Annotated in this window: 27 protein-coding genes; 3 read left to right on the forward strand and 24 right to left on the reverse strand. The window is 70.5% G+C overall.

Annotation, left to right across the window (positions count from 1 at the left end; all coding sequences use genetic code 11):
- Positions 1–8: 8 nt before the first annotated feature.
- Positions 9–686 carry a tRNA (adenosine(37)-N6)-threonylcarbamoyltransferase complex dimerization subunit type 1 TsaB gene (gene tsaB / locus ACE1OC_RS16555; protein ID WP_407837673.1) on the reverse strand — a complete coding sequence of 226 codons (678 nt, stop codon included), beginning with the start codon at positions 684–686 and terminating at the stop codon, positions 9–11.
- 145 nt (positions 687–831) lie between these two features.
- Here tsaB and ACE1OC_RS16560 point away from each other — a divergent pair, with 145 nt between their 5' ends.
- Positions 832–1389, forward strand: a complete 558-nt coding sequence (locus ACE1OC_RS16560; protein WP_407837674.1) for a hypothetical protein — start codon at positions 832–834, stop codon at positions 1387–1389.
- A 144-nt stretch (positions 1390–1533) separates the two neighbouring features.
- On the opposite strand, the gene ACE1OC_RS16565 is transcribed toward ACE1OC_RS16560, so the two are convergent.
- The 8 genes from ACE1OC_RS16565 to ACE1OC_RS16600 form a co-directional block, all read right to left on the reverse strand.
- Positions 1534–1731, reverse strand: coding sequence for a hypothetical protein (locus tag ACE1OC_RS16565; RefSeq protein WP_407837675.1), 198 nt, complete (start codon positions 1729–1731; stop codon positions 1534–1536).
- 132 nt (positions 1732–1863) lie between these two features.
- On the reverse strand, positions 1864–2394 hold the full coding sequence (gene tsaE / locus ACE1OC_RS16570) for a tRNA (adenosine(37)-N6)-threonylcarbamoyltransferase complex ATPase subunit type 1 TsaE (RefSeq protein ID WP_407837676.1): 531 nt from the start codon (positions 2392–2394) through the stop codon (positions 1864–1866).
- Positions 2378–3523 (reverse strand): alpha/beta fold hydrolase, encoded by a 1146-nt coding sequence (locus tag ACE1OC_RS16575; RefSeq protein WP_407837677.1) that lies wholly within the window; start codon positions 3521–3523, stop codon positions 2378–2380. Before ACE1OC_RS16575 ends, tsaE begins: the two co-directional genes overlap by 17 nt.
- 23 nt (positions 3524–3546) lie before the next feature.
- Positions 3547–4683, reverse strand: coding sequence for an alanine racemase (gene alr / locus ACE1OC_RS16580; RefSeq protein ID WP_407837678.1), 1137 nt, complete (start codon positions 4681–4683; stop codon positions 3547–3549).
- Between the two features lie 134 nt (positions 4684–4817).
- Positions 4818–6224, reverse strand: a complete 1407-nt coding sequence (locus ACE1OC_RS16585) for an NAD(P)H-hydrate dehydratase (RefSeq protein WP_407837679.1) — start codon at positions 6222–6224, stop codon at positions 4818–4820.
- A gap of 35 nt (positions 6225–6259) precedes the next feature.
- A complete protein-coding gene (locus ACE1OC_RS16590) occupies positions 6260–6628 on the reverse strand; it encodes a holo-ACP synthase (protein WP_407837680.1) in 369 nt (122 codons plus the stop codon).
- Between the two features lie 19 nt (positions 6629–6647).
- Complete coding sequence (gene glmS, locus ACE1OC_RS16595; RefSeq protein ID WP_382972150.1) at positions 6648–8498, reverse strand: glutamine--fructose-6-phosphate transaminase (isomerizing); 1851 nt, start codon at positions 8496–8498, stop codon at positions 6648–6650.
- A 110-nt stretch (positions 8499–8608) separates the two neighbouring features.
- The gene (locus tag ACE1OC_RS16600; RefSeq protein ID WP_407837681.1) at positions 8609–9397 is read right to left on the reverse strand and encodes a hypothetical protein; all 789 of its coding nucleotides are present in this window, start codon (positions 9395–9397) and stop codon (positions 8609–8611) included.
- 413 nt (positions 9398–9810) lie between these two features.
- Between ACE1OC_RS16600 and coaA the strand changes: the two genes are divergently transcribed.
- Together coaA and ACE1OC_RS16610 are read left to right on the forward strand one after the other, a co-directional pair.
- Positions 9811–10746 (forward strand): type I pantothenate kinase, encoded by a 936-nt coding sequence (gene coaA / locus ACE1OC_RS16605; RefSeq protein WP_274551790.1) that lies wholly within the window; start codon positions 9811–9813, stop codon positions 10744–10746.
- Positions 10747–10790: 44 nt separating this feature from the next.
- Positions 10791–11741, forward strand: coding sequence for a DUF389 domain-containing protein (locus tag ACE1OC_RS16610; protein ID WP_407837682.1), 951 nt, complete (start codon positions 10791–10793; stop codon positions 11739–11741).
- Between the two features lie 81 nt (positions 11742–11822).
- On the opposite strand, the gene glmM is transcribed toward ACE1OC_RS16610, so the two are convergent.
- The 15 genes from glmM to secY form a co-directional block, all read right to left on the reverse strand.
- Positions 11823–13181: a phosphoglucosamine mutase gene (gene glmM / locus ACE1OC_RS16615; RefSeq protein WP_351381514.1), complete on the reverse strand. Its 1359-nt coding sequence runs from the start codon at positions 13179–13181 to the stop codon at positions 11823–11825.
- A 133-nt stretch (positions 13182–13314) separates the two neighbouring features.
- On the reverse strand, positions 13315–13833 hold the full coding sequence (gene rpsI / locus ACE1OC_RS16620) for a 30S ribosomal protein S9 (RefSeq protein ID WP_250751473.1): 519 nt from the start codon (positions 13831–13833) through the stop codon (positions 13315–13317).
- A 46-nt stretch (positions 13834–13879) separates the two neighbouring features.
- Positions 13880–14323 carry a 50S ribosomal protein L13 gene (gene rplM / locus ACE1OC_RS16625; RefSeq protein ID WP_112447734.1) on the reverse strand — a complete coding sequence of 148 codons (444 nt, stop codon included), beginning with the start codon at positions 14321–14323 and terminating at the stop codon, positions 13880–13882.
- Positions 14324–14557: 234 nt separating this feature from the next.
- Complete coding sequence (locus tag ACE1OC_RS16630; RefSeq protein WP_407837683.1) at positions 14558–15817, reverse strand: glycosyltransferase family 87 protein; 1260 nt, start codon at positions 15815–15817, stop codon at positions 14558–14560.
- Positions 15818–15883: 66 nt separating this feature from the next.
- On the reverse strand, positions 15884–17503 hold the full coding sequence (locus tag ACE1OC_RS16635; RefSeq protein ID WP_407837684.1) for an ABC-F family ATP-binding cassette domain-containing protein: 1620 nt from the start codon (positions 17501–17503) through the stop codon (positions 15884–15886).
- A 59-nt stretch (positions 17504–17562) separates the two neighbouring features.
- Positions 17563–18414: a tRNA pseudouridine(38-40) synthase TruA gene (gene truA, locus ACE1OC_RS16640; protein WP_274549093.1), complete on the reverse strand. Its 852-nt coding sequence runs from the start codon at positions 18412–18414 to the stop codon at positions 17563–17565.
- Between the two features lie 92 nt (positions 18415–18506).
- Positions 18507–18971 (reverse strand): 50S ribosomal protein L17, encoded by a 465-nt coding sequence (rplQ, locus tag ACE1OC_RS16645; RefSeq protein WP_250751467.1) that lies wholly within the window; start codon positions 18969–18971, stop codon positions 18507–18509.
- Between the two features lie 90 nt (positions 18972–19061).
- Positions 19062–20084, reverse strand: a complete 1023-nt coding sequence (locus ACE1OC_RS16650; protein WP_008739666.1) for a DNA-directed RNA polymerase subunit alpha — start codon at positions 20082–20084, stop codon at positions 19062–19064.
- A gap of 159 nt (positions 20085–20243) precedes the next feature.
- Positions 20244–20648, reverse strand: coding sequence for a 30S ribosomal protein S11 (rpsK, locus tag ACE1OC_RS16655; RefSeq protein WP_006376016.1), 405 nt, complete (start codon positions 20646–20648; stop codon positions 20244–20246).
- Between the two features lie 54 nt (positions 20649–20702).
- The gene (rpsM, locus tag ACE1OC_RS16660; protein WP_053682609.1) at positions 20703–21083 is read right to left on the reverse strand and encodes a 30S ribosomal protein S13; all 381 of its coding nucleotides are present in this window, start codon (positions 21081–21083) and stop codon (positions 20703–20705) included.
- A gap of 201 nt (positions 21084–21284) precedes the next feature.
- Positions 21285–21398 (reverse strand): 50S ribosomal protein L36, encoded by a 114-nt coding sequence (rpmJ, locus tag ACE1OC_RS16665; RefSeq protein ID WP_003956441.1) that lies wholly within the window; start codon positions 21396–21398, stop codon positions 21285–21287.
- Positions 21399–21472: 74 nt separating this feature from the next.
- Positions 21473–21694 carry a translation initiation factor IF-1 gene (infA, locus tag ACE1OC_RS16670; protein ID WP_003956442.1) on the reverse strand — a complete coding sequence of 74 codons (222 nt, stop codon included), beginning with the start codon at positions 21692–21694 and terminating at the stop codon, positions 21473–21475.
- A gap of 204 nt (positions 21695–21898) precedes the next feature.
- Positions 21899–22750 (reverse strand): type I methionyl aminopeptidase, encoded by an 852-nt coding sequence (gene map, locus ACE1OC_RS16675; RefSeq protein WP_250751465.1) that lies wholly within the window; start codon positions 22748–22750, stop codon positions 21899–21901.
- A gap of 100 nt (positions 22751–22850) precedes the next feature.
- Complete coding sequence (locus tag ACE1OC_RS16680; protein ID WP_407837685.1) at positions 22851–23498, reverse strand: adenylate kinase; 648 nt, start codon at positions 23496–23498, stop codon at positions 22851–22853.
- Complete coding sequence (gene secY, locus ACE1OC_RS16685) at positions 23498–24814, reverse strand: preprotein translocase subunit SecY (protein WP_407837686.1); 1317 nt, start codon at positions 24812–24814, stop codon at positions 23498–23500. The genes ACE1OC_RS16680 and secY overlap by 1 nt, the downstream gene beginning before the upstream one ends.
- Positions 24815–24976 lie beyond the last annotated feature (162 nt).

Raw genomic sequence — 24976 nt, forward strand, 5'->3', positions numbered from 1 at the left:
GGGGGCCGTCACTTCGGGGTGACCACCTTGTAGTTCTTGGGCACCTCGGCGTCGGGCCGGCGCAGGTAGAGCGGGACCGGCGGCAGGCCGTCGGCGTTCTCGAACGGCTCCCCCGCCGCCAGCCGGTGCGCGGCCAGGGCGGCCAGCGTGCCGGCGCTCTGGTGCTCGGGGGCCCGGGCGTCGGTGAACACCTCCGGGTACAGCTGCGCCCCCTGGCCGACGGCGGGCAGGCCGGCGACGCGCTCGGCGATGTCGGCGGGCCGGTCCACCGCGGGCTCGCCGACCCGGGTGCGGGGGTCCTCGTAGCGCGCCCAGTAGACCTCCTTGCGACGGGCGTCGGTGGCCACGACGAAGGGGCCCTCGATCCCGGCCGCGCCGGCCGCGTAGGCCAGGCCGTCGAGGGTGCACAGCCCGTGGACGGGCACGCCGAGGACGGAGGCGAAGGTGGACGCGGTCACGAGCCCGACGCGCAGCCCGGTGTACGGGCCGGGGCCGACCCCGACGACGATGCCGGTGACGGCTTCGAGCGTGACCCCCGCCTCGGCGAGGACCTTGTCCACGGCGGGCAGCAGGAGCTCCCCGTGGCGGCGGGCGTCGACCTGGTTCGACTCGGCGAGGACGGACTCGCCGTCGTGCAGGGCGACGGTGACGGCGGGCGTGGCGGTATCTACAGCGAGCAAGAGCACGCGAACAGCCTACGACTCCGGGGCCCCCGGCCCTTGCGGCCGGTCTGCGGGCACCCCTGCTGCTACCTTCGGACCAGGTGTCAGGTGGTGATCGTCCGCCCGGCGTCCGAAGGCATCGACTGACCATGCGGAGAGGTGGAGCAAGGTGGCACGCAGCAGCTCGGGAATCGTGGCCGGGCTCACCGTCGCGGCGCTCGCCGTCGTCGGTTTCCTCGGCTACCAGGCCTCCGCCTCCGCTCCCGCGCTCCCGCCGAAGGCCGCCGCGCAGACCCCGGCGCCCGCTCCGAGCGATTCCGGGCCCGCCAAGACGGACCCGGCCAAGCCGGTGGCCCTCCCGGCCGGATCCGGTACCGGGGTGCGCGTCGTGTACTCGCTGAGCGCCAAGCGCGTGTGGCTGGTGGGAGCCTCCGGGGAGCCGAAGTCCTTCGCGGTCGTGCCGAGCACGGTGCACCCGGCGCCCGGCAGTTACACGGTGGGCGGCCGCACGGGCGCGGTGACCGGCTCGGACGGGGTGCCGATCGAGCACGTGGTCCGGTTCGCGAGTCCGCAGGGCGTCACCGTCGGCTTCAGCGCCCGCGTGGACAACACCCTGCCGGCGCCCGACCCGGCCAAGAAGACCGGCGGCGTCCGCATGCTGCGCGCCGACGGCGACGCGATGTGGGCCTTCGCGACGATCGGCTCGAAGGTCGTCGTCGTTCCCTGACCCGGCCGACCGGCCGGCGGGCCCTGGCGGGCCCGGCCGCGACACGCCGAATTCACTCGTACGGGGACTCCGTCGTCAGGACGGTCACCCGATTCAGGCCCCTCCAGGGCCCTTTGGGCCGCTCCAGACCGCTCCGGGCCGCCGTCAGGCCGCTTCGGACTCCGGGGCGGCCTGTTCGTCGTCCTCCGCGCCCTGCGCCCCGTCCCGTACGGGATCGGGCTCCGCGGCCCGCTCGCGCGCGGGCGGGGTGGACACGGCGCTGGCGGCGACGCCCGCGGCGAGCAGCGCCCCCATGGACACGGCGGACGGACGGGGTACGCCCGCTGCTCCTGTTGCCGACATGGCTGCCTCCTGGCCGGGGCCAGCCCGCACTTAGGTACGCCTAACCAGCCCTCCGTACCATGTGACCACGCGCCCCGCCGCCCGCGCAATATCTTCCCGACGACTTGTCGGAACGTTTCTCGCCGCGCCGCGCTACGCCTGCTCCGCCGCCAGCACGCCCGCGAGGCCCTCCAGACCCGCCCCGGCCGACCAGCGGGTACCGATCCCGCGGACCACGACCTCGCGCACGTCGTCCAGGACCTCCTCGTGGCCCACCGCCCGGCGGATCACCACGTGCAGCCGGTCGTCGGACAGCTCCTCGACCTTGCCGTCGCCCCACTCCACGACGACGACGGACTCGGGCAGCGAGACGTCGAGGTCCAGGTCCTCCATCTCGTCCAGCCCGCCGCCGAGGCGGTACGCGTCCACGTGCACCAGCGCCGGACCGCCGGTCAGCGAGGGGTGGACCCGGGCGATCACGAAGGTCGGCGAGGTCACGGCCCCGCGCACGCCCAGGCCCTCGCCGAGGCCGCGGGTCAGGGTGGTCTTCCCGGCGCCGAGCTCCCCGGTCAGCAGGACGAGGTCGCCGGGGCGCAGCAGCCCGGCGATCCGGCGCCCGAGGTCCTGCATGGCGTCGGGCGAGCCGACGGTGACGTGCGTTTCCGTGTCAGGTACTTCTTCCATGCCCGCCAACGTTAGCCGCTGCGGACACCGTCCCGGTGCGTGCGAGCAGCTCGGTGAGCAGCCCGGTCACGGTGTCCGGACGCTCCATCATCATCAGGTGCCCGGCGGACTCCAGGACCACCAGCTCGGCGGAGGGCAGCGCGTCCTTGATGACCTGGCTGTGATCGGGCGGGGTGACCATGTCGCCGTCCCCCGCGATGATCGTGACCGGGATGTCCGCGAACCGCTGGAGCGCGGCCGTCTTGTCGTGCGCCTGGAAGGCCGGGTAGAACTCCGCGACCACGTCGATGGGCGTGGCCTCGATGAGCCGCTCGGCGAAGCGGGCGACGGCCGAATCGACGTCGCGCGAGGCGAAGGAGTACATCCTCACCATGCCGGCGAACAGGTCTGCGGTGGCCCGTCGGCCCTTCTCCACCAGCTCCACCTGGGAGCCGAGCGCCTTGAGCACCCCGGGCAGCAGCCTCCGTACGGTCGAGAAGCCCAGGGAGGGCAGCCCGTACGTGACCTCGTTCAGCCGGCCACTGGAGGTGCCGACCAGCGCCACCCCGGCCACCCGGTCCCGGATCAGGTCGGGGAACTCCTGGGCCAGCCCCATGATGGTCATCCCGCCCATGGAGTGGCCGACCAGGATCAGCGGGCCCTCAGGGGCGGCGGCGTCGATGACGGCCTTCAGGTCGCGGCCGAGCTGTTCGAAGGTGACCGGCTCGCCGTCGGCCTGCGACAGGCCGCGCGCGCTGCGGCCGTGGCTGCGCTGGTCCCAGTAGACGGCCCGGACCAGGCCGCGCAGGGCGGCGCGCTGGAAGTGCCAGGAGTCCTGCGAAAGACAGTAGCCGTGGCAGAACACCACGGTCGGGCGGATCGGAGCCCGGCGGCGCAGCCGGCGCCGCTTGCCCTCCTCGGGCAGTTCGTCGACCTCGTAGTACAGCGCGGTGCCGTCCTCGGCGCGCGCGGTGCCGGGGGCGCCGCGCAGGGATCCGTACTCCGCGGTCGAGTCGAGCGCGAGGCGCGCCTTCATGCGCATGCCCCGGCCGACGGTGATCCGTTCGACCGCGACCCCGGCCGCCGCTCCGGCGGCTATCACGCCGATGGCGGCGCCGGCCCAGCCCGCCTTGCGCCAGTTCTCACTCACGCCGCCACCCCTCACTCACCGTTTCAGCCGTTGAGGTACACGCGGGGGACCCGGCCCCCGATACGGGTGACGATCTCATAGGCGATCGTATGCGCCGCTTGAGCCCAGTCCTCGGCGGTGGGTTCGCCGCGCTCCGCGTCCCCGAAGAGGACGGCCTCGTCGCCGACGCGGGCCTCGTCCCCGTCCAGGTCGACGACGAACTGGTCCATGGCGACGCGCCCGGCGACCGTGTGGATGCGGCCGCCGACGAGCACCGGACCGCGCCCGGACGCGTGGCGCGGGACGCCGTCGGCGTAGCCCGCCGGGATCAGCGCGAGGCTGGTCTCCCGCTCGGTGACGTAGTGGTGCCCGTAGCTGACCCCGTGCCCGGGCGGCACGCTCTTGACCAGCGCGACGGAGGCCTTGAGCGCCATCGCGGGCCGCAGTCCGAGCTGGGCGGGGGTGCCGAGCTCGGGCGCGGGCGAGACCCCGTAGACGGCGATGCCGCAGCGGACCAGGTCGAAGTGGGACTCGGGGAGGGTGAGCGTGGCCGGCGAGTTGGCGATGTGCCGGACCTCGGGCTCGACGCCCTCCTTCTCCGCGTACGCGAGCATGTCGCGGAAGGCGGTCAGCTGGAGCGGGACGGACGGGTGTCCCGGTTCGTCGGCGCAGGCGAAGTGCGACCAGACTCCGGTGACGCGGACGGTCCCCTCGGACTGGGCGGCGACGGCCGCGGTCACCAGCGCCTCCCAGTCGGCGGGCTGGCAGCCGTTGCGGCCGAGGCCGGTGTCGGCCTTGAGCTGGATCCTGGCGGTCATTCCGGCGGCGCGGGCGGCCTCCCGTACCTCTTCGAGGGCCCACAGCGCGCTGACGGACACGTCGATACCGGCCTCGACGGCCTCCCGCCAGGGGCCGCCGGGGGTCCACAGCCAGCACAGGACGGGGCCTTCCAGCCCGGCGGCACGCAGCGCGAGGGCCTCCTCGGGCGTGGCGGTCCCGAGCCAGCTCGCACCGGCCTCCTGGGCGGCCTTGGCGCAGGCCACGGCCCCGTGCCCGTAGGCGTCCGCCTTGACGACGGCCATGAGTGCGGAACGGGGCGCCCGCTCGCGCAGGGCCCGTACGTTCGCCCGGACGGCGTCAAGATCGATCTCGGCGTACACGCGCGCGGCTGTCTCGTTCATCCCCCCCAGTCTCTCAGAGCCCCGCCGACCGGGCCGAACAGGCAGGGCCAGGCCAAAATCAGCCCCGCCTGCGTTTGAGGCGCAGGGGTCCGGGGACTGGCCCCCGGCAACGGCGCCGCACGCTCACCCACGCCCTAGTGGCGGCGAGCGACCTCGCGCCAGGCCCGGGGCAGGGCTTCGGCCACCTGGTGGGCCAGGAGGGGGCCGCCGGTGAGGCGGGCCGCCAGGCCGTGGAGGTAAGCCGCCACCGACCCGGCGTCCACGGCCGGCAGCCCGGCCGCCAGCAGGGACCCGGCCAGCCCGGACAGCACGTCCCCGCTCCCCGCGGTGGCCAGCCACGGGGTCCCGGTCGGGTTCACCCGGACGGGGCCGGGCCCGGCCGGGGCGATCAGGGTCGTCGACCCCTTCAGCAGCGTCACCGCCCCGTACCGCTCCGCGAGCCCCCGCACGGCCTCCAGCCGCCCCGCCTCGACCGTCTCCCGGGCGACCCCCAGCAGCGCCGCCGCCTCCCCCGCGTGCGGGGTCAGCAGGGTCGGGGCCGCCCGGGCCCGCAGCTCCCCGGGGTCCAGCCCGCGCAGCCCGTCCGCGTCCACCAGCACCGGTACCGGCTGCGCCAGCGCCTCCCGCACCTCCGGGCCGCCCTCGTCGCCCAGCCCCGGCCCGACCACCCAGGCCTGGACCCGGCCGGTCCCGATCAGCGTCTCCGGGTAGCGGGCCAGTACGGCGTCGGCCACCGCCGGCGGGCCCACGTAGCGCACCGCGCCCGCGCCGCCCCGCAGCGCCCCCGCCACCGCGAGCACCGCCGCGCCCGGGTAGCGCGCGGACCCGGCGACGACCCCGAGCACGCCGCGCCGGTACTTGTCGCTCGACGGCGTCGGCTCCGGCAGCAGCCCCGCCACGCCGGCGTGCTGCAGGGCCTCCGCCTCGGGAGCCGGCAGCACCTCGCCCAGCCCGATGTCCACCAGGTGCAGCGCACCCGCCCGGGAGGCCCCCGGGTCGATCAGCAGCCCCGGCTTGTACGCCCCGAAGGTCACCGTCACGTCCGCCGCCACGGCCGCTCCGGCCACCTCCCCGGTGTCCGCGTCCACCCCGCTCGGCAGGTCCACCGCGACCACCACCGCACCCGCCGGGATCCGCTCCACCAGCGCGGCCGCGGCCGGCCGCAGTGCGCCCCGACCGCCGATGCCGACCAGCCCGTCGAGCACCAGGTCGGCCCGCCCGGGCACGGCCGCCTCGAGGCGGCCGCCGGCGGCCCGCAGCGCGGCCAGTCCGCCCGCGTGCACCCGCTCCGGATCCATCGCGACGGCCGTCACCCCGGCCCCGCGCCGGGCCAGCTTCGCGCCCGCGTAGAGGGTGTCGCCGCCGTTGTCCCCCGGGCCGACCAGCAGCACCACGCGGGATCCGTACACGCGGGGCAGCAACCGCACGCAGACGGCGGCCAGTCCGGCCGCCGCCCGCTGCATCAGGGTGCCTTCGGGCAGCCGGGCCATCAGCTCGCGCTCGGCGGCCCGTACGGTCTCCACGCTGTAAGCAGTACGCATGACACCAGCCTGCCCGAAGGAAGTGCCTGGACGGGCTAGCCCTCGGCGATCACCACGGCGGAGGCGATGCCCGCGTCGTGGCTGAGCGAGATGTGCCAGGACTTCACGCCCAGCGCCAGCGCCCGCGCCTCGACCGTCCCCGACACCCGCAGCCGCGGCTGCCCGGTCTCCTCCACGTACACCTCGGCGTCGGTCCACAGCAGCCCGGCGGGCGCGCCGAGCGCCTTGGCGAGCGCCTCCTTGGCGGCGAACCGGGCGGCGAGCGAGGCGGTACCGCGCCGCTCGCCGCCCGGCAGGGTCAGCTCCGCGTCGAGGAACAACCGCCCGGCCAGGCCCGGCGTGCGCTCCAGCGCGGCACCGAACCGCTCGATCTCGGCAACGTCGATCCCCACACCGATAATCACAACCACAAACTCGCTTCGCTCACTCCACGGTCACGGACTTCGCGAGGTTACGCGGCTGGTCCACCTCGTTGCCGCGCGCCGTCGCCAGCTCGCACGCGAACACCTGCAGCGGCACGGTGGCCACGAGCGGCTGGAGCAGCGTCGGGGTGGCCGGGATGCGGATGAGGTGGTCGGCGTACGGGACCACCGCCTCGTCCCCCTCCTCGGCGATCACGATGGTCCGTGCCCCGCGCGCCCGGATCTCCTGGATGTTGGACACGATCTTGTCGTGCAGCACCGAGCGCCCGCGCGGCGAGGGTACGACCACCACCACCGGCAGGTCCTTCTCGATGAGCGCGATCGGCCCGTGCTTGAGCTCGCCCGCCGCGAAGCCCTCGGCGTGCATGTACGCGAGCTCCTTGAGCTTGAGCGCGCCCTCCAGCGCCACCGGGTAGCCGACGTGCCGCCCCAGGAACAGCACGGTGTTCTTGTCGGCGAGCGACCGCGCCAGCTCCCGTACCGGCTCCATGGTCTCCAGTACGGTGTCCACCGCCGCGGCGATGTCCGACAGCTCCCGGATCACGGACCGGATCTCGTCGCCCCACTTCGTGCCCCGGACCTGCCCGAGGTAGAGGGCGACCAGGTAGCAGGCCACGAGCTGCGTCAGGAACGCCTTCGTCGAGGCGACGGCCACCTCGGGTCCGGCGTGCGTGTACAGCACGGCGTCCGACTCGCGCGGGATCGTCGAGCCGTTCGTATTGCAGACGGCCAGCACCTTGGCACCCTGCTCGCGGGCGTGCCGCAGCGCCATCAGGGTGTCCATCGTCTCGCCGGACTGCGAGATCGCGATCACCAGCGTGCGCTGGTCCAGGATCGGGTCGCGGTAGCGGAACTCGCTGGCCAGTTCCGTCTCGCAGGGGATGCGCGTCCAGTGCTCGATGGCCAGCTTCGCGATCATGGCCGCGTGGTACGCCGTACCGCACGCCACGATCACGACCTTGTCGACCTCGCGCAGCACCGAGTCGGGGATGCGCACCTCGTCGAGGGTCAGCAGGCCGTTCGCGTCGATCCTGCCGAGGAGGGTGTCGGCGACGGCCTTGGGCTGCTCGGCGATCTCCTTGAGCATGAAGTAGTCGTAGCCCCCCTTCTCGGCCGCCGAGGCATCCCAGTCCACGTGGTACGCCCGCACGTTCGCGGCCGAACCGTCGAAGTTGGTCACCGTGACGCCGTCGCGGCGGAGCTCTACGACCTGGTCCTGCCCCAGCTCGATCGCGGAGCGGGTGTGGGCGATGAAGGCGGCCACGTCGGAGGCGAGGAAGTTCTCGCCCTCTCCGACGCCCACCACGAGCGGCGAGTTGCGGCGTGCGCCGACCACCACGTCCGGCTGGTCGGCGTGCACGGCGACCAGCGTGAAGGCCCCGTCGAGCTGACGGCACACCTGCCGCATCGCCTCCGTGAGGTCCCCGCCGGCGCCCTCGAACCGCTCGGCCAGCAGGTGCGCCACGACCTCGGTGTCCGTCTCGGACTCCAGCCGGTGCCCGCGCTCGGCGAGCTCGGCCCGCAGCGCGGCGAAGTTCTCGATGATCCCGTTGTGCACGACGGCCACGCGCCCCGAATTGTCGAGGTGCGGGTGGGCGTTGACGTCGGTGGGCCCCCCATGGGTGGCCCACCGGGTGTGTCCGAGCCCCGTGGAACCGGCCGGCAGCGGGTGCCCGACCAGCTCCTTCTCCAGATTGACCAGCTTGCCGGCCTTCTTGACGGCGGCGAGCTCCCCGTCGGCGAGCACGGCGACACCCGCCGAGTCGTAGCCGCGGTACTCGAGCCGCTTGAGTCCGGCAATGACCACATCGAGCGCCGACTGCGCTCCCACGTAACCCACGATTCCGCACATAAGCCGCAGGGTACGCCGTAGTTGGCCGTCTGCCCGGTACCTGAACCGGACGAAAAACCCCGCCCCGGCGAATGCGCCGGGGCGGGGCCGTCACGCGTTCTGCCGAACGGTCAGCCGAGCTTCTTCAGCTGCGCGGCGACGACCGCGGTCGGCTGCTCGGCCGTGCCGCCCAGGCTGATCGCGGAGAAGGTGGCGAGGGTGTTGCCCTTGCGCACGACCACCAGCTGGGTCGTGAACGGCTCGCCGTCGGCGTCGCCCACGACGGTGTAGGCGAGGGCCTCGTCGCCGCCGGTCACGGGCGCCGCCTGGGTCACCTTGGTGACCTTGCCGGACTCGCCCCCCTGGTCGGCCGTGTAGCCGCCGGCGCACGGCACGGCCGCGCTCTTGAGCTGCCCGAAGGCCTCGGCCGCACCCTTCCCCTCGTACGACTGCAGGGTGACGGAGGTGGCGGTCGCCTTGAGGGCGTCCATCGCGGCCTTCACCTTCTCCTCGGGGCTGGCGTTCGCGGCCGGCTCCTTGCCCTTGGCCACGACGATGACCCGCGCGATGCCGGAGGCGGTACCGATGGCCGCCGTGGACTGGGCCTTGACCAGCGGCAGACACTCGGGCTTGTCGCTTGTGGAGTCCTCGCCCCCCTTGGCGTCCTCCGCCGAGACGGGCTCGAGGACGTGGTCGGTCAGGTCGGCCTGGGCGACCAGCAGGGGCGTCAGCTCCGCGTCGGTCTTGCCCTTGGCGGCCGGTGCAGCCGGAGCGGAGGCGGACGAGGAAGCCGGTCCGGACGGCTTCGCATCGGCCTTGCCCGAGCCGCCGCACGCGGTGGCGAGCAGCACCAGGGACGCGGCGGAGGCAGACAGGACGGTACGGCGGAGCAGCGCGTTGCGCACGACGGTTCCCCCCACGGGACAAATCGGAAAAGGGCAGCCCGCCGGGGCGCCCCGGTACCGGGATCGGCGTCTTGAGCTGCGGTGATCCACACCGTACGGGTCCCGGTGACAGCGCCCCACCGATCGACTGATCACCTCACGCATCGTGATGCCGAAGAGACCGCACGGCCTTCCAATCGATACCGCCCCCCGTACAACCCACCCGGCTCGGGACATAGGCCCCCACTCCACGTGACCGACCACACCACCCACGACGGCCCGCCACCCCCGACAATGGCCGTGTGATCTCTTCGCCGCCACGAAGCACGCCGGACCGCGCAACGGAGCGCCCCGATGGATCGGACCAGCCGACGCAGCCCGAGCAGCCCCAGCCCCCCGAGCACGCCGCGCACCCCACGCGCCGCCGGGGCCACGAGGCCTCCCCCTACGTGGACCTCACCCGTGCCGAGTGGAGCGCCCTGCGCGAGCGCACCCCGCTCCCGCTGACTGCCGACGAGGTCGAGCGGCTGCGCGGGCTCGGCGACGTCATCGACCTCGACGAGGTACGCGACGTCTACCTGCCGCTCTCCCGCCTGCTGAACCTGTACGTCGGCGCCACCAGCAACCTGCGCGGCACCCTCAACACCTTCCTCGGCGACGCCGGCAACGGCCACGGCGCCCAGCAGGGCACGCCCTTCGTCATAGGGGTCGCCGGCTCGGTCGCCGTGGGCAAGTCCACCGTGGCCCGTCTGCTCCAGGCCCTCCTGGCCCGCTGGCCGGAGCACCCGCGCGTGGAGCTGGTCACCACCGACGGCTTCCTCTACCCGATGAAGGAGCTGGAGCGCCGCGGTCTGACCGCCCGCAAGGGCTTCCCCGAGTCCTACGACCGCCGCGCGCTGACCCGCTTCGTCGCCGACATCAAGGCGGGCAAGGACGAGGTCACGGCCCCGGTCTACTCGCACCTGATCTACGACATCGTCCCCGACGAGCGGCTCGTCGTCCGGCGTCCCGACATCCTGATCGTCGAGGGGCTCAACGTCCTGCAGCCCGCCATGCCGGGCAAGGACGGCCGCACCCGGGTCGGCCTCGCCGACTACTTCGACTTCAGCGTGTACGTGGACGCCCGCCCCGAGGACATCGAGCGCTGGTACCTCAACCGGTTCCGCAAGCTGCGCGAGACGGCGTTCCAGAACCCCTTCTCCTACTTCCGGAAGTACACCCAGGTCTCCGAGGAGGAGGCGCTGGAGTACGCGCAGACGATGTGGCGGACCATCAACAAGCCCAACCTGCTGGAGAACGTGGCCCCGACCCGCGGCCGCGCCACCCTCGTCGTCCGCAAGGGCCCGGACCACAAGGTGCAGAAGCTGAGTCTGCGCAAGCTCTGAGCGCCGCCCGGGCGGCCCGGGCCCCCGGAAGCTAGGGTGCGGCCATGCTGCATCTACGGATGATCATTCCGTCGGACCGGACGGACGCCGTGGTCCGGATCGTCGAAAGGACGGTCGGCACCACCCATCTGGCCGTGCTGCCCGGCGCCGCCCGCATCCCGGAGGGCGACATCGTGCTGTGCGACGTCGCGCGCGAGGCGGGCGACGAGCTCCTGCACGAGCTCCGGCAGCTCGGCATCGACAAGGACGGGTCGATCGCGGTCGAGAACATCGACCTCTCCCTCTCGGACCGCGCCGACCTGGCCGAGGAGGAGGCTCCGGGCGAGGCGGCCGACGCCGTCCTGTGGGAGCAGCTGAGCGAGGCGACCCACGAGGAGTCCACCCTCACCATCACCTACTGCGCCTTCATGATCGTCGCCACGATGATCGCGGCCTGCGGCGTGGTCCTCGACAACGCCATCCTCATCGTGGGCGCGATGGCGGTCGGCCCGGAGTTCGGCCCGCTCGCCGGCGTCTGCACCGCCGTGGTGCGGCGCGCCCCCAAGCTGGCCGCCCGTTCGCTGGTCGCCCTGCTGGTGGGATTCGCCGCCGCGATGGTCGCGACCACCGTCTTCACGCTGGTCATGGACGCGCTCGGCCTGTTCCACCACGGCATGCTCGACAAGCCCCGCCCCAACACCAGCTTCATCTGGCAGCCGGACCTGTTCTCCTTCGTCGTGGCGCTGCTCGCCGGCGTGGCCGGGGTGCTCTCCCTGACCTCGGCGAAGTCCGGCGCACTGGTCGGCGTCGCGATCTCGGTGACCACGGTCCCGGCGGCCGCCAACGCGGCCGTGGCGCTCGGCTACGGCGAGTTCGGCCAGATGTGGGGCTCCATGGAGCAGCTGCTGCTGAACCTCTTCGGGATCATGCTGGCCGGCGTCGTGACCCTGCTCGGCCAGAAGCTCCTGTGGCGCACCCAGCGGGGCCACTGGCGGCGCGCGGCGCCCAAGGTCTGAGCCCCGCACCCCGTCATGACGGCGGCCCCGCGCTACGAAGCTTCGTAGCGCGGGGCCGCCGTCATGACGGTCGGGCGGGCTCTAGCCGAGCGCCGACTTCACCACGTCCGCGAGGCGTCCCGCGACCGAGCGGGCCTGCTCGATGTCGGCGGCCTCCACCATCACGCGCACGAGGGGCTCGGTGCCCGAGGAACGCAGCAGGACGCGCCCGGTCGTGCCGAGCTCCCGCTCCGCCTCGGCGACGGCCGCGGCCAGCTCGCCCGAGGTGGTGACCCGCGACTTGTCCACGTCGGGGACGTTGACCAGCACCTGCGGCAGCCGCGTCATGACCCCGGTCAGCTCGGCCATGGACTTGCCGGTGGCCGCGATCCGGGCCGCCAGCATCAGGCCGGTCAGGGTGCCGTCGCCGGTGGTGGCGTGGTCGAGGATGATCACGTGGCCCGACTGCTCGCCGCCCAGCGCGTACCCGTGCTCCTTCATCGACTCCAGCACGTAGCGGTCGCCGACGCCGGTCTGCACGACGTTGATGCCCTCGGACTCCATGGCCAGCTTGAAGCCCAGGTTCGACATCACGGTGGCGACGACGGTGTCCTCGCGCAGGTGCCCGGCCTCGCGCATCGCCAGCGCGAGGACCGCGAGGATCTGGTCCCCGTCGACCTCCTCGCCGTTCGCGTCCACGGCGAGGCAGCGGTCGGCGTCCCCGTCGTGCGCGATGCCGAGGTCGGCCCCGTGCTCGACGACGGCCTGCTTCAGCAGACCGAGGTGGGTGGAGCCGCAGCCGTCGTTGATGTTCAGGCCGTCGGGCTCGGCACCGATGGTGACGATCTCCGCGCCGGCCCGGGTGAAGGCCTCGGGCGAGACGTAGGCGGCTGCGCCGTGCGCCTCGTCCAGGACCACCTTGAGGCCGTCGAGGCGGTTGGGCAGCACGCCCATGAGGTGGGCGACGTACTTGTCGAAGCCCTCGGTGTAGTCGGAGACGCGGCCGACGCCGCCGCCCGTCGGGCGGTCCCACGGAGCGCCCGTGCGGTGGTCCTCATAGACCGTCTCGATCCGGTCCTCCAGCTCGTCGGCGAGCTTGTGGCCGCCGCGCGCGAAGAACTTGATGCCGTTGTCGGGCATGGCGTTGTGGCTGGCCGAGAGCATGACACCGAGGTCGGCGCCCAGCGCACCGGTGAGATACGCCACCGCCGGGGTGGGCAGCACACCGACGCGCAGGACGTCCACGCCCGCGCTCGCGAGGCCCGCGACGACTGCGGCCTCCAGGAACTCGCCAGAGGCGCGGGGATCCCGGCCGACCACCGCGGTGGCCCTGTGACCAGCGAAGGTGCCCGCCTCGGCCAGTACGTGCGCGGCCGCCACGGAGAGGCCGAGCGCGAGCTCGGCCGTCAGATCCGCGTTGGCGACGCCTCGTACACCGTCCGTCCCGAAGAGTCGTCCCACTGTTGTCCTCCCGAGTTCACACTTCGCTATGAGCAAGTGGTGCCAATTATTTGCCGCTTTTGGCGGTAAACGAACCGCCCCGGCAGCACACAGAGTGCTGCCGGGGCGGAATCGTGCTGAACAGCAGGCGAGATTAACGCTTGCTGTACTGCGGAGCCTTACGGGCCTTCTTGAGACCGGCCTTCTTGCGCTCGACCGCACGGTCGTCGCGGGAGAGGAAGCCGGCCTTCTTCAGCGCCGGGCGGTTGTTGTCCACGTCCGCCTCGTTCAGCGCACGGGCCACACCGAGGCGCAGGGCGCCGGCCTGGCCGGACACGCCGCCACCCGAGATGCGGGCGATGACGTCGTAGCGGTTGTCGAGCTCGAGCAGCTTGAACGGCTCGTTGACTTCCTGCTGGTGCACCTTGTTGGGGAAGTAGTCCTCAAGGGTGCGACCGTTGATCTTCCACTTGCCGGTGCCCGGAACGATCCGGACGCGGGCGATGGCGTTCTTGCGGCGGCCCAGGCCGGCGGCCGGCTGGGGGTCACCGAAGCGGCCGGCAAGGGACTCGGACGTGTAGTCGCCCTCGACTACGTCCGCGGTCTCGGTGGTGTATTCCTCGACGTTGCCCTCGAACTCTTCGACGACAGTCTCGGCGGTGGTCTCGGCCACGATGCTCCTCAGAAGTTTCTTGTCTTAGGGGGTGTGGTGGCCGGAACTACTGCGCGACCTGGGTGATCTCGAACGGCACCGGCTGCTGAGCAGCGTGGGGGTGCACATCGCCCGAGTAGACCTTCAGCTTCGAGAGCATCTGACGGCCCAGGGTGTTCTTGGGGATCATGCCCTTGATGGCCTTCTCGACGGCCTTCTCCGGGTTGTTCGCCAGGAGGTCGTCGTAGCGGACCGAACGCAGACCACCCGGGAAGCCGGAGTGGCGGTACGCCATCTTCTGGGTCGCCTTGTTGCCGGACAGGTGAACCTTGTCGGCGTTGATGATGATGACGAAGTCGCCCATGTCCATGTGGGGGGCGTAAGTCGGCTTGTGCTTACCCCGCAGGAGGGTAGCGGCCTGGGTCGCCAGACGGCCGAGGACAACGTCCTGGGCGTCGATGACGTGCCACTGGCGCGAGATGTCGCCGGGCTTGGGGCTGAACGTACGCACGCGTATGCCTTCGCTTCTTCAGTGGTGGGTCATCCCCGGGGGGTGAGCCCGAGGGACGGGTCCTGACATGGGTCACCACGGACGATCACGACAGCCCTGGTTCACATCGGAGACGCAACCCGTGTGTACCGCTGGTCATCGGCCCGGTGGACCGGCGTAAGGCAAATTCACGTGAGAATGAGCAAGCCAATACGCATAACGAACCAGCAGGGTACCCCTGAAGACCTGGAAGGGTCAAAACGCGGTCCGCGATCCCGTCTCGACGGGGGTTGCGGCGCACTCCGGTTCGGTCCTGGGTGGGGACCCCGTAGTTGTTACGAGTTCCAGAGTAACCCGGATCGGACGCAGTGCTCGACGCGCCAGCAGTCCGGCGAGCGCGCACAGGGTCACCATGTCCCGGAATGCCCGCCTCTTGGCCTCGAACTCCGAGGGCCACGGAATGCCCGCGGTCTGCGGCACCAGCGCCAGCCAGAACCAGGGCGAGCGCGGCATCGAACCCGCCCGCACCCCCGACGCCAGCAGCAGCGGGAGCACCACGATCAGGTAGTGGTCGAAGGAGGGCCGCGACACCAGGAACGCGGCGAGCATCACCATGCAGGCCGTCTCCACCAGCCGCAGCTCACCCGCGTCGCCGTCCGCCTCGACCGGCCGCCGCCAGCGCCGCCAGGTCGCCCACAGCCCGCACCCGGCCCCCGCGAAGGCCAGCGCCACCGCCAGCGCGGCGGGCACCCCCAGCCGGGGCAGCGCCGCGATCGGCGAGGCGTCCCAGGGCAGTGCGTAGGAATCCTGGCCCTGCAACAGGAACGGCAGGGTCTTGGTGAAGAACAGCATCGGGTGCGGCATCATCAGCGCCCCCGCCAGCGAGAGCCCCACCGGCACCCCCACCGCCAGGGCCAGCCCCCGCCACTGCCGCGCCAGGAGGAAGAGCAGCCCGATCGGCACCAGCATCGGCTTGCACGCGATGGCCAGGCCCACCACCAGCCCGGCCGCGGCCCAGTGCTTGCGGTGCGCCAGCAGCAGCGCCACCGGCAGGGCGGCGGCGGAGATGGCCGTCCAGTTCGCGATCAGCACGAGGTTGATGTAGGGCTTGTAGGCCAGGGCGAACAGCGCGAAACCGCCGACCGCGAACCGCGAGCGCACCGGGACCGAGAACAGCCGCAGCGAGGCCCACCAGCCGATGCCGACGAGCCCGGTCATCCCCAGCGGCAGCACGCAGCGCAGCAGCGGCGCCGGCAGCAGAGCCTCGGGAATCGCCATGATCACGGCGCTGGGCAGGTAGAGGAACCGCTTGTCCTCGTACGGGGAGACCCCGGCGAGCAGGGCGTCGGCCGCCTTGACCACGAAGGCGTTGTCCGAGCCCCAGTTCTCCCGCAGGCTCGCCGAGACCGCCACCGACAGCAGGATCACCAGGCCCACGAACCGCCAGGACCGGGGGGCCGGCCGCAGCAGCCAGGCCACCCCCCGGTCCCATGAGGACGGGCTGTCCCACTTCATGACCCAGACACTCGGCCGCAGCCCCACAACGAAGTCCCCTCGACCCAAGCCGGGGGCGGTCTCCCCCTAGCGCTTCCGCTCGACCCTACGTTCGTCCCAGACGGGCTCCGTAGTCTCCCGTACAACACCGTCTGAACCGAAGACCAGGTAACGGTCAAATGTCCTGGCGAACCACCGGTCGTGCGTGACGCACAACACAGTGCCGTCGTACGCCTCCAGCCCGTCCTGCAGCGCTTCCGCCGACTCCAGGTCCAGGTTGTCCGTGGGCTCGTCCAGGAGCAGCGCCGTCGTACCGGCCAGCTCCAGCAGCAGGATCTGGAAGCGCGCCTGCTGGCCTCCCGAGAGCCGCTCGAAGGGCTGCTCGCCCTGGCGCTCCAGCTCGTAGCGGCGCAGGGCGCCCATCGCCTGGCCCAGCGGCTTCGCCGCCTCCGTCCACAGGATGTCGACGAGCGTGCGGCCGAACAGCTCGGGGTGGGCGTGGGTCTGCGCGAAGTGGCCGGGGACCACCCGGGCGCCGAGCTTCCAGGTACCCGTGTGCTTGACGTCCTCGCCCGCCATCAGGCGCAGGAAGTGGGACTTCCCGGAGCCGTTCGAGCCCAGGACCGCGACCCGCTCCCCGTAGAAGACCTCCAGGGAGAAGGGCTTCATCAGCCCGGTGAGCTCCAGGTTCTCCACCGTGAGGGCGCGCACGCCCGTACGGCCGCCCTTGAGCCGCATCTTGATCTCCTGCTCGCGCGGCGGCTCCGGCGGCGGGCCGGCCTCCTCGAACCGCTTGAAACGGGTCTGCATCGCGTGGTAGCGGGAGGCCATGTCCGGGCTGCTCGCGGCCTGGCCGCGCAGGCGCAGCACCAGGGCCTTCAGCCGGGCGTGCTCCTCGTCCCAGCGCCGCTTGAGCTCCTCGAAGCGCGCGAAGCGCTCCTTGCGGGCGGCGTGGAACGTGCCGAAGCCCTCGCCGTGCACCCATACGTCGGAGCCGTTCGGGCTCGCTTCCAGGCTGATGATCTTTTCGGCGGCCTGGGTCAGCAGCTCACGGTCGTGGCTGACGAAGAGCACCGTCTTGCGGGTGGCCGCCAGCTGCTCCTCCAGCCACCGCTTGCCCGGGACGTCGAGGTAGTTGTCCGGCTCGTCGAGCAGCAGCACCTCGTCCGGCCCGCGCAGCAGCGCCTCCAGCACGAGCCGCTTCTGCTCACCGCCCGAGAGCGTGCGCACCTCGCGGAACTGCGCCGTGTCGTACGGGATCGCCAGCGCGGCCATCGTGCAGACGTCCCACAGCGTCTCCGCCTCGTACCCCTGCACGTCGGCCCAGTCGCTGAGCGCCTGCGCGTAGCTCATCTGGGCGGCTTCGTCGTCCACGGTGAGGATCAGCTGCTCGGCCCGGTCCACCGCCTTGGCGGCCTCCCGGATCCGCGGCTGGGCCACCGAGACCAGCAGGTCCCGTACGGTCGTCTCGTCGCGGACCGAGCCCACGAACTGCGACATCACACCGAGCCCACCGCTGACGGTCACTCCTCCGCCGTGCGGCTGGAGCTCGCCGGAGATCATCTTCAGCAGCGTGGTCTTGCCGGCCCCGTTCGCCCCGACCAGGGCGACGACCGACCCCTCCCCCACCCGGAAGGAGACGTCGGGGAGCAGAACCCGCCCGTCGGGAAGGTAGTACTCCAGGTGGCTGGCTTCGAGATGTCCCATGCGGGGCATTGTCCAGGTCCGGCCCCGATCCGCCCAAACGAGTTAGCCCGGTGCCCCTCCTAGCAGCAGCCGGCTCCCGGCAGCGTCCGCAGGTTCCGCGCTTCCTTGCTCCGCGCGGCCAGCAGCTCGTCGGCCGGGTAGCCGACCTCCTCCAGGGTCAGCCCGTGCGGCTTGACCACGTGCACCGAGGAGTCCCGTACGGCCGCGGCCAGCACCTTCCCGGGCCAGTCGGTCGTCCGGTGGCCGTCGCCGACGTGCAGCAGGGCCCCGACCAGCGAGCGGACCATGTTGTGGCAGAAGGCGTCGGCGCGGACGGTCGCGGTGATGATCCCCTCCGCGTCCCGCTCCCAGCTGAGCTGCTGGAGGGTGCGGATGGTCGTGGCCCCCTCGCGCTTCTTGCAGTACGCGGCGAAGTCGTGCTCCCCCACCAGACTGGCTGCGGCCTCGTTCATGGCGTCCACGTCGAGCGGCCACTGGTACCAGAGCACGTGCCCGCGGCGCAGCGGGTCCACGCCGGCCTGGTGGTCGCCCACGCGGTAGGCGTAGCGGCGCCAGATCGCGGAGAACCGCGCGTTGAAGCCGGCGGGGGCCTCCGCGGCCTTCCACACCCGTACGTCGTGCGGCAGCCGCCCGGCGAGGCGGCGCAGCAGCTTGTCCTGGTGCTCGGCCCACACCTCGTCCCGTACGTCGAACTGCGCGACCTGCCCGCGCGCGTGCACGCCCGCGTCGGTCCGGCCGGCCACGGTCAGCTCCACCGGGTCGGGCAGCCGCATGACGGTCTGCAGGGCCGACTCCAGCTCCCCCTGGACGGTCCGCAGCACGCGCTGCTTCGCCCAGCCGGAGAAGTCCTTGCCGTCGTAACTCAGGTCCAGCCTGACCCGGACGTGCCCGGGCTCCACCTCGTCACTCACGTGACAGATCCTCTCTCAGAAACGCAGAACGGGCCCGCCCCGGTAAAGGGGCGGGCCCGTTCGGAGCCGTTCAGCGTGATCCCGAAGCGGGATCAGGCCTCCTTGGTCTCCTCGGCGGCGGGAGCCTCGGCGGCCTCCGCCTCCTTCACGGCGCGCTTGGTGGCGGCCTCGGCCTCACCAGTGGCCTGCTGGGCGACCGTAAGGGCCTCGACCAGCTCGATCACGGCCATCGGGGCGTTGTCGCCACGACGGTTGCCGATCTTGGTGATGCGCGTGTAACCACCGGGGCGGTTCTCGTAGCGCGGGGCGATCTCGGTGAACAGCGTGTGCACGATGCTCTTGTCCGTGATCGTCTGCAGCACCAGGCGACGGTTGTGGATGTCGCCCTTCTTGGCCTTGGTCACCAGACGCTCGGCGTAGGGACGCAGGCGGCGGGCCTTGGCCTCGGTGGTGGTGATGCGGCCGTGCTCGAAGAGCGACTTCGCGAGGTTCGCGAGGAGGTGCTTCTCGTGCGCGGCGCTGCCGCCCAGACGGGCACCCTTTGCGGGACGCGGCATGGTCTTACTCCTTCATATCTGCACCGGCCGTGTCAGGTACCGGTGTCAGTTCCCCCGAGGCGGATGCCGCGGGAAAGTTTCTGGTGGTGCTTAGTACTGCTCGGTCTCGACGAAACCGGCGTCCGCGTCGTCGTCGGCGCCGAAGGCGTCGGCGGCGGCGGTCGGGTCGAATCCGGGCGGGCTGTCCTTGAGGGCCAGGCCCATGCCGGCCAGCTTCGCCTTGACCTCGTCGATCGACTTCGCACCGAAGTTGCGGATGTCGAGCAGGTCGGCCTCGGAGCGGGCGACGAGCTCACCCACGGAGTGGATGCCCTCGCGCTTGAGGCAGTTGTACGACCGAACGGTGAGCTCCAGCTCCTCGATCGGCAGGGCGAGATCGGCGGCCAGGGCCGCGTCCGTCGGCGAGGGGCCCATGTCGATGCCCTCGGCGTCGATGTTGAGCTCGCGGGCCAGACCGAACAGCTCGACCAGGGTCTTACCGGCGGACGCCATGGCGTCGCGCGGGCGCATGGCCTGCTTGGTCTCGACGTCGACGATCAGCTTGTCGAAGTCGGTGCGCTGCTCGACTCGGGTCGCCTCGACCTTGTAGGTGACCTTGAGGACCGGGCTGTAGATGGAGTCGATCGGGATGCGACCGATCTCCTGGCCCAGCTGCTTGTTCTGGACGGCGGAGACGTAGCCGCGACCGCGCTCGACGGTCAGCTCCATCTCCAGCTTGCCCTTGCCGTTGAGCGTGGCGAGGACCAGGTCCGGGTTGTGCACCTCGACACCGGCCGGGGGCGCGATGTCGGCAGCGGTGACCAGGCCGGGACCCTGCTTGCGCAGGTACATCACGACCGGCTCGTCGTGCTCCGAGGAGACGACCAGCTGCTTGATGTTGAGGATGATGTCGGTGACGTCTTCCTTGACACCCGGCACGGTGGTGAACTCGTGCAGGACGCCGTCCACGCGGATGCTGGTGACAGCGGCACCCGGGATCGAGGACAGGAGCGTGCGGCGGAGCGAGTTGCCGAGGGTGTAGCCGAAGCCCGGCTCCAGCGGCTCGATCACGAACCGCGAGCGGTACTCGTCTACGACCTCTTCGGTCAGCGAGGGGCGCTGAGCGATAAGCATGTGGATTCCTTCATTCGTGGACGCCCACTATTTGACGCCCGACGGATCGCGGCCCAGGGGGCCACGGACTACAAGGGTACGGGCGGTACGTCCCCCGCGAGGGGTTCGTACCGCCCGGACACTCAAAGACGCACAGGCGCGAAGCCCGGCGTCGCCGAATCAGACGCGGCGACGCTTGGGCGGACGGCAGCCGTTGTGCGGGGTGGGGGTGACGTCCTGGATCGAGCCGACCTCGAGGCCGGTGGCCTGGAGGGAGCGGATCGCGGTCTCACGGCCGGAGCCGGGACCCTTGACGAAGACGTCGACCTTGCGCATGCCGTGCTCCTGCGCGCGACGGGCGGCCGACTCGGCGGCCATCTGCGCGGCGAAGGGGGTGGACTTGCGCGAGCCCTTGAAGCCGACGTGGCCGGCGGAGGCCCAGGAGATCACGTTGCCCGCGGGGTCCGTGATCGAAACGATGGTGTTGTTGAACGTGCTCTTGATGTGGGCGTGCCCATGAGCGACGTTCTTCTTTTCCTTGCGGCGCACCTTCTTGGCAGCGCCCTGACGACCCTTGGGGGGCATCTAAATCTCCTACGGGAGGTGGTCGGTCCTACAGCGCAAGACCGCTGAACAGGACTACTTCTTGCCCGGCTTCTTCTTACCGGCGATCGCGCGACGCGGACCCTTGCGGGTACGGGCGTTCGTGCTGGTGCGCTGACCGTGCACGGGCAGGCCACGACGGTGGCGAACACCCTGGTAGCACTGGATCTCGACCTTGCGGCGGATGTCGGCCTGGATCTCGCGGCGGAGGTCACCCTCGGTGCGGAGGTTGGCGTCCACGTACTCGCGGATCTTGACCAGGTCCTCTTCGGCCAGGTCACGAACGCGGGTGTCGGGGTTCACACCGGTGGCCGCAAGGATCTCCTTGGACCGGGTGCGACCGACACCGAAGACGTAGGTAAGTGCGATCTCCACACGCTTTTCGCGCGGGATGTCAACACCGGAAACGCGTGCCATTCAATGGCTCCTGTGTGTTCGGGGGTCTTCCGCAGAACCGAACCCCGACCGCCGACCACTCCTGTGTGGGTGGTGGTACGCCCGGGTCCCCGGCCCCCGCCGGAGGTGCCGCCGGCCCTGGTCAGGGCTGGGCGGGTTCTGCGTATGTACGTTTTCTTACGTCGCGCGAAGAACTGCGTAGTGCAGGTCGGTCGGCGTGCGTCAGCCCTGGCGCTGCTTGTGGCGCAGGTTGTCGCAGATGACCATGACCCGACCGTGACGGCGGATCACCTTGCACTTGTCGCAGATCTTCTTGACGCTCGGCTTGACCTTCATGTTGGTGAGGTTCTCCGGGTCAGTGCCACCACCCGCGTCGGGACAGGATGTCCGGACGGGAGTGAAGACAAGATCTACTTGTATCGGTAGACGATCCGGCCACGCGTCAGGTCGTAGGGAGAGAGCTCCACGACAACCCGGTCATCAGGGAGGATGCGGATGTAGTGCATGCGCATCTTGCCGCTGATGTGCGCGAGGACCTTGTGACCGTTCTGGAGTTCCACCTTGAACATCGCGTTCGGGAGGGACTCGATCACGGTGCCCTCGATTTCGATGGCACCTTGCTTCTTGGCCACGCTTCGCCTTTCGAATCGGCTACCTTGATCAGCTCCCCGCCTTCGCATGAGGACATGCGGGTGCAAAGGAGCCGACGAGTCAGTCTACGTCAGGGCCCACTGAAAGACGAATCCGGAAAGTGTGCCCTACAGGATAGATCATCAATCCTGCCCATACCGGTCGGCCCGGCTCGGCCCTACGGGCCCGGCCCGGCCGGCCGCGGCTCAGCCCAGCGGGTCGGGCGCGGTGGTCACGCCGTACTCCGCCAGCTTCGCCTTGCCGCAGTCCGGGGAGGTCAAGACGATCGGTCCCTCCTCGGTCAGGGCGATGGAGTGCTCCCAGTGCGAGGACCAGGTGCCGTCCGTGGTGATGACCGTCCAGTCGTCCGCCAGGACCTCCGTCTGGGCGGTGCCCAGCGAAACCATCGGCTCGATCGCCAGGCACAGGCCGGGGACGAGCTTGATGCCCTTGCCCCGCTTGCGCGAGACGTAGTTCAGCAGGTGCGGGTCCATGTGCATCTCGGAACCGATGCCGTGGCCGCCGTAGTCCTCGATGATCCCGAACTTGCCGAGGCTGTGCTCACCGGTGGTCGGACGCGGCTGCCGCTTGATGTAGGTCTCGATCGCCTTCGAGATGTCCACGAGGCGGTTGCCGAGCTTCATGGCGGCGATACCGGCCCACATGGACTCTTCGGTCACCCGGGACAGCTCCACGAGCTCAGGGGCGTGTCCAGAGCCCACGAAGGCGGTGTACGCGGCGTCGCCGTGCCAGCCGTCGACGATCGCGCCGGCGTCGATCGAAATGATGTCGCCGTCCTTCAGGACCGTCTTGTCGTCGGGGATGCCGTGGACGACGACCTCGTTGACCGAGGTGCAGATGGTCGCGGGGAACCCGCCGTAGCCGAGGAAGTTCGACTTGGCGCCGGCATCCGCGATGACCTTGCGGGCCACCATGTCCAGATCCCGCGTCGTGGCGCCCGGCACGGCCGCCTCACGGGTCGCCGCGTGGATCGCAGCGACGACCAGCCCCGCCTCACGCATCTTCGCGATCTGCTCGGGGGTCTTGATCTGGACCATGACGTACCTGCCACCTTCGGATTCGGGTCTTTCAACAGTACGGCCGCGGCGTCCTGGGGACACCGCGGCCGGGGCTGCACTACAGGTGAACTGCTTCTTGCTACTTCTTCAGGGCGTCCATCGCGCGCTGCGTGACGTCCTTGACCTCGCCGAGGGCGGGGATCGTCACGAGCAGGCCCTGGGCCTTGTAGAAGTCGATGATCGGCTCCGTCTGCGTGTGGTAGACGTCGAGGCGGTTGCGCACCGTGGCCTCGGAGTCGTCCTCACGCTGGTAGAGCTCGCCACCGCACGCGTCGCACACGCCTTCGGTCTTCGGCGCGGCGTAGTCCACGTGGAAGATGTGCTTGTTGTCCTTGCGGCAGGTGCGCCGCCCGGCGATCCGCTTCACGACCTCGTCCTCCTCGACCTCCAGGTCGAGAACGGCGTCGAGCTTGATGCCCTGCGCCTTGAGGATCTCGTCGAGCGCTTCAGCCTGGGAGACGTTGCGCGGGAAGCCGTCGAGCAGGAAGCCGTTCGCGGCGTCCGGCTGCTCCATGCGGTCCTTGGCCATGTCGATCGTGACCTGGTCGGGGACGAGGTCACCCTTCGACATGTAGGCCTGGGCGCGCTGGCCCAGCTCCGTCTTCTGGCTGATGTTGGCCCGGAACAAGTCGCCCGTGGAGATGTGCGGGATCGACAAGGTTTCGGCAAGCACAGTCGCCTGCGTTCCCTTGCCCGCGCCCGGCGGGCCGACGAGGACGATTCGCATCAGCGGAGGAACCCTTCGTAATTACGCTGCTGGAGCTGGCTCTCGATCTGCTTCACGGTTTCCAGACCCACACCCACGATGATCAGGATGCTCGTCCCGCCGAACGGGAAGTTCTGGTTCGCTCCGAAGCCGGCCAACGCCATCGTCGGCACAAGAGCGATCAGACCCAGGTACAGCGACCCCGGCCAGGTGATCCGGTTGAGTACGTAGCTGAGGTACTCGGCGGTAGGCCGACCGGCGCGGATGCCCGGAATGAACCCACCATACTTCTTCATGTTGTCTGCAACTTCCTCGGGGTTGAACGAGATCGCCACGTAGAAGAACGCGAAGAAAACGATCAGGAGGAAGTAGACCGCGATGTAGTACGGGTGGTCGCCCTTGACGAAGTGCTTCTGGATCCAGGTGGCCCAGCCCGCGGTGGAACCGCTGAACTGAACGACCAACGCCGGGATGTAGAGCAGCGACGAGGCGAAGATGACGGGGATGATGCCCGCCTGGTTCACCTTGAGCGGGATGTAGGTCGAGGTACCGCCGTAGGCACGCCGGCCGATCATGCGCTTCGCGTACTGGACCGGGATCCGCCGCTGCGCCTGTTCGACGAAGACCACCAGGCCCACCATGGCGAGGCCGACCAGCATGACGACGCCGAACTCGACCCAGCCGTCCGCGATCTTGCCCTGCTCCTTGATGGCCCAGAGGGAACCGACGAAGCCCGCGGCGATCGAGATGAACATCAGGATCGACATACCGTTGCCGATGCCCCGGTCGGTGATGAGCTCACCGAGCCACATGACGAGGCAGGTACCGGCGGTCATGGTGAGCACCATGACGACGGTGGTGAAGATCGACCGGTCAGGAACGATCTGGTCTTTGACGGAGCACGTCCCGAAGAGGGCTCCGCTGCGGGCGGTGGCGACGAGGCCGGTGCCCTGCAGGATCGCGAGCGCGACCGTCAAATAGCGCGTGTACTGAGTGATCTTCGACGTGCCGGCCTGACCCTCTTTTTTGAGGGTCTCCAGCTTCGGGATGACCACGGTCAGCAGCTGCAGGATGATGCTCGCCGTGATGTACGGCATGATGCCGAGCGCGAAGATCGTGATCTGGAGCAGCGCGCCACCGCTGAACATGTTGACGAGACCGAAGAGGCTGTTGTTGCCCGCCCCCATCTGGTCCACACAGATCTGAACGTTCTTGTAGCTCACGCCGGGTACCGGGATGTGGGATCCGAGTCGGTACAGCACGATCATGGCGAGCGTGAAAAGCAGCTTCTTGCGCAGGTCGGGCGTCTTGAACGCCCGGGCGAACGCGGTGAGCACGGTGCCTCCTGCGACCCCCGCGCTACTGCGTCAGAGGTGACGGTCTGAGGGATCGACGAATGTGTACAAGCAAAGGTGCAGGCCACCTTACCGGCGTCTGCACCTCCCACGGAACGACCAACCGGGGATGCCCCATATGTGAGGCACCCCCGGTCGGGTTTC

The sequence above is a fragment of the Streptomyces stoeckheimensis genome (assembly GCF_045822005.1).
GTDB classification, from domain to species: domain Bacteria; phylum Actinomycetota; class Actinomycetes; order Streptomycetales; family Streptomycetaceae; genus Streptomyces; species Streptomyces stoeckheimensis.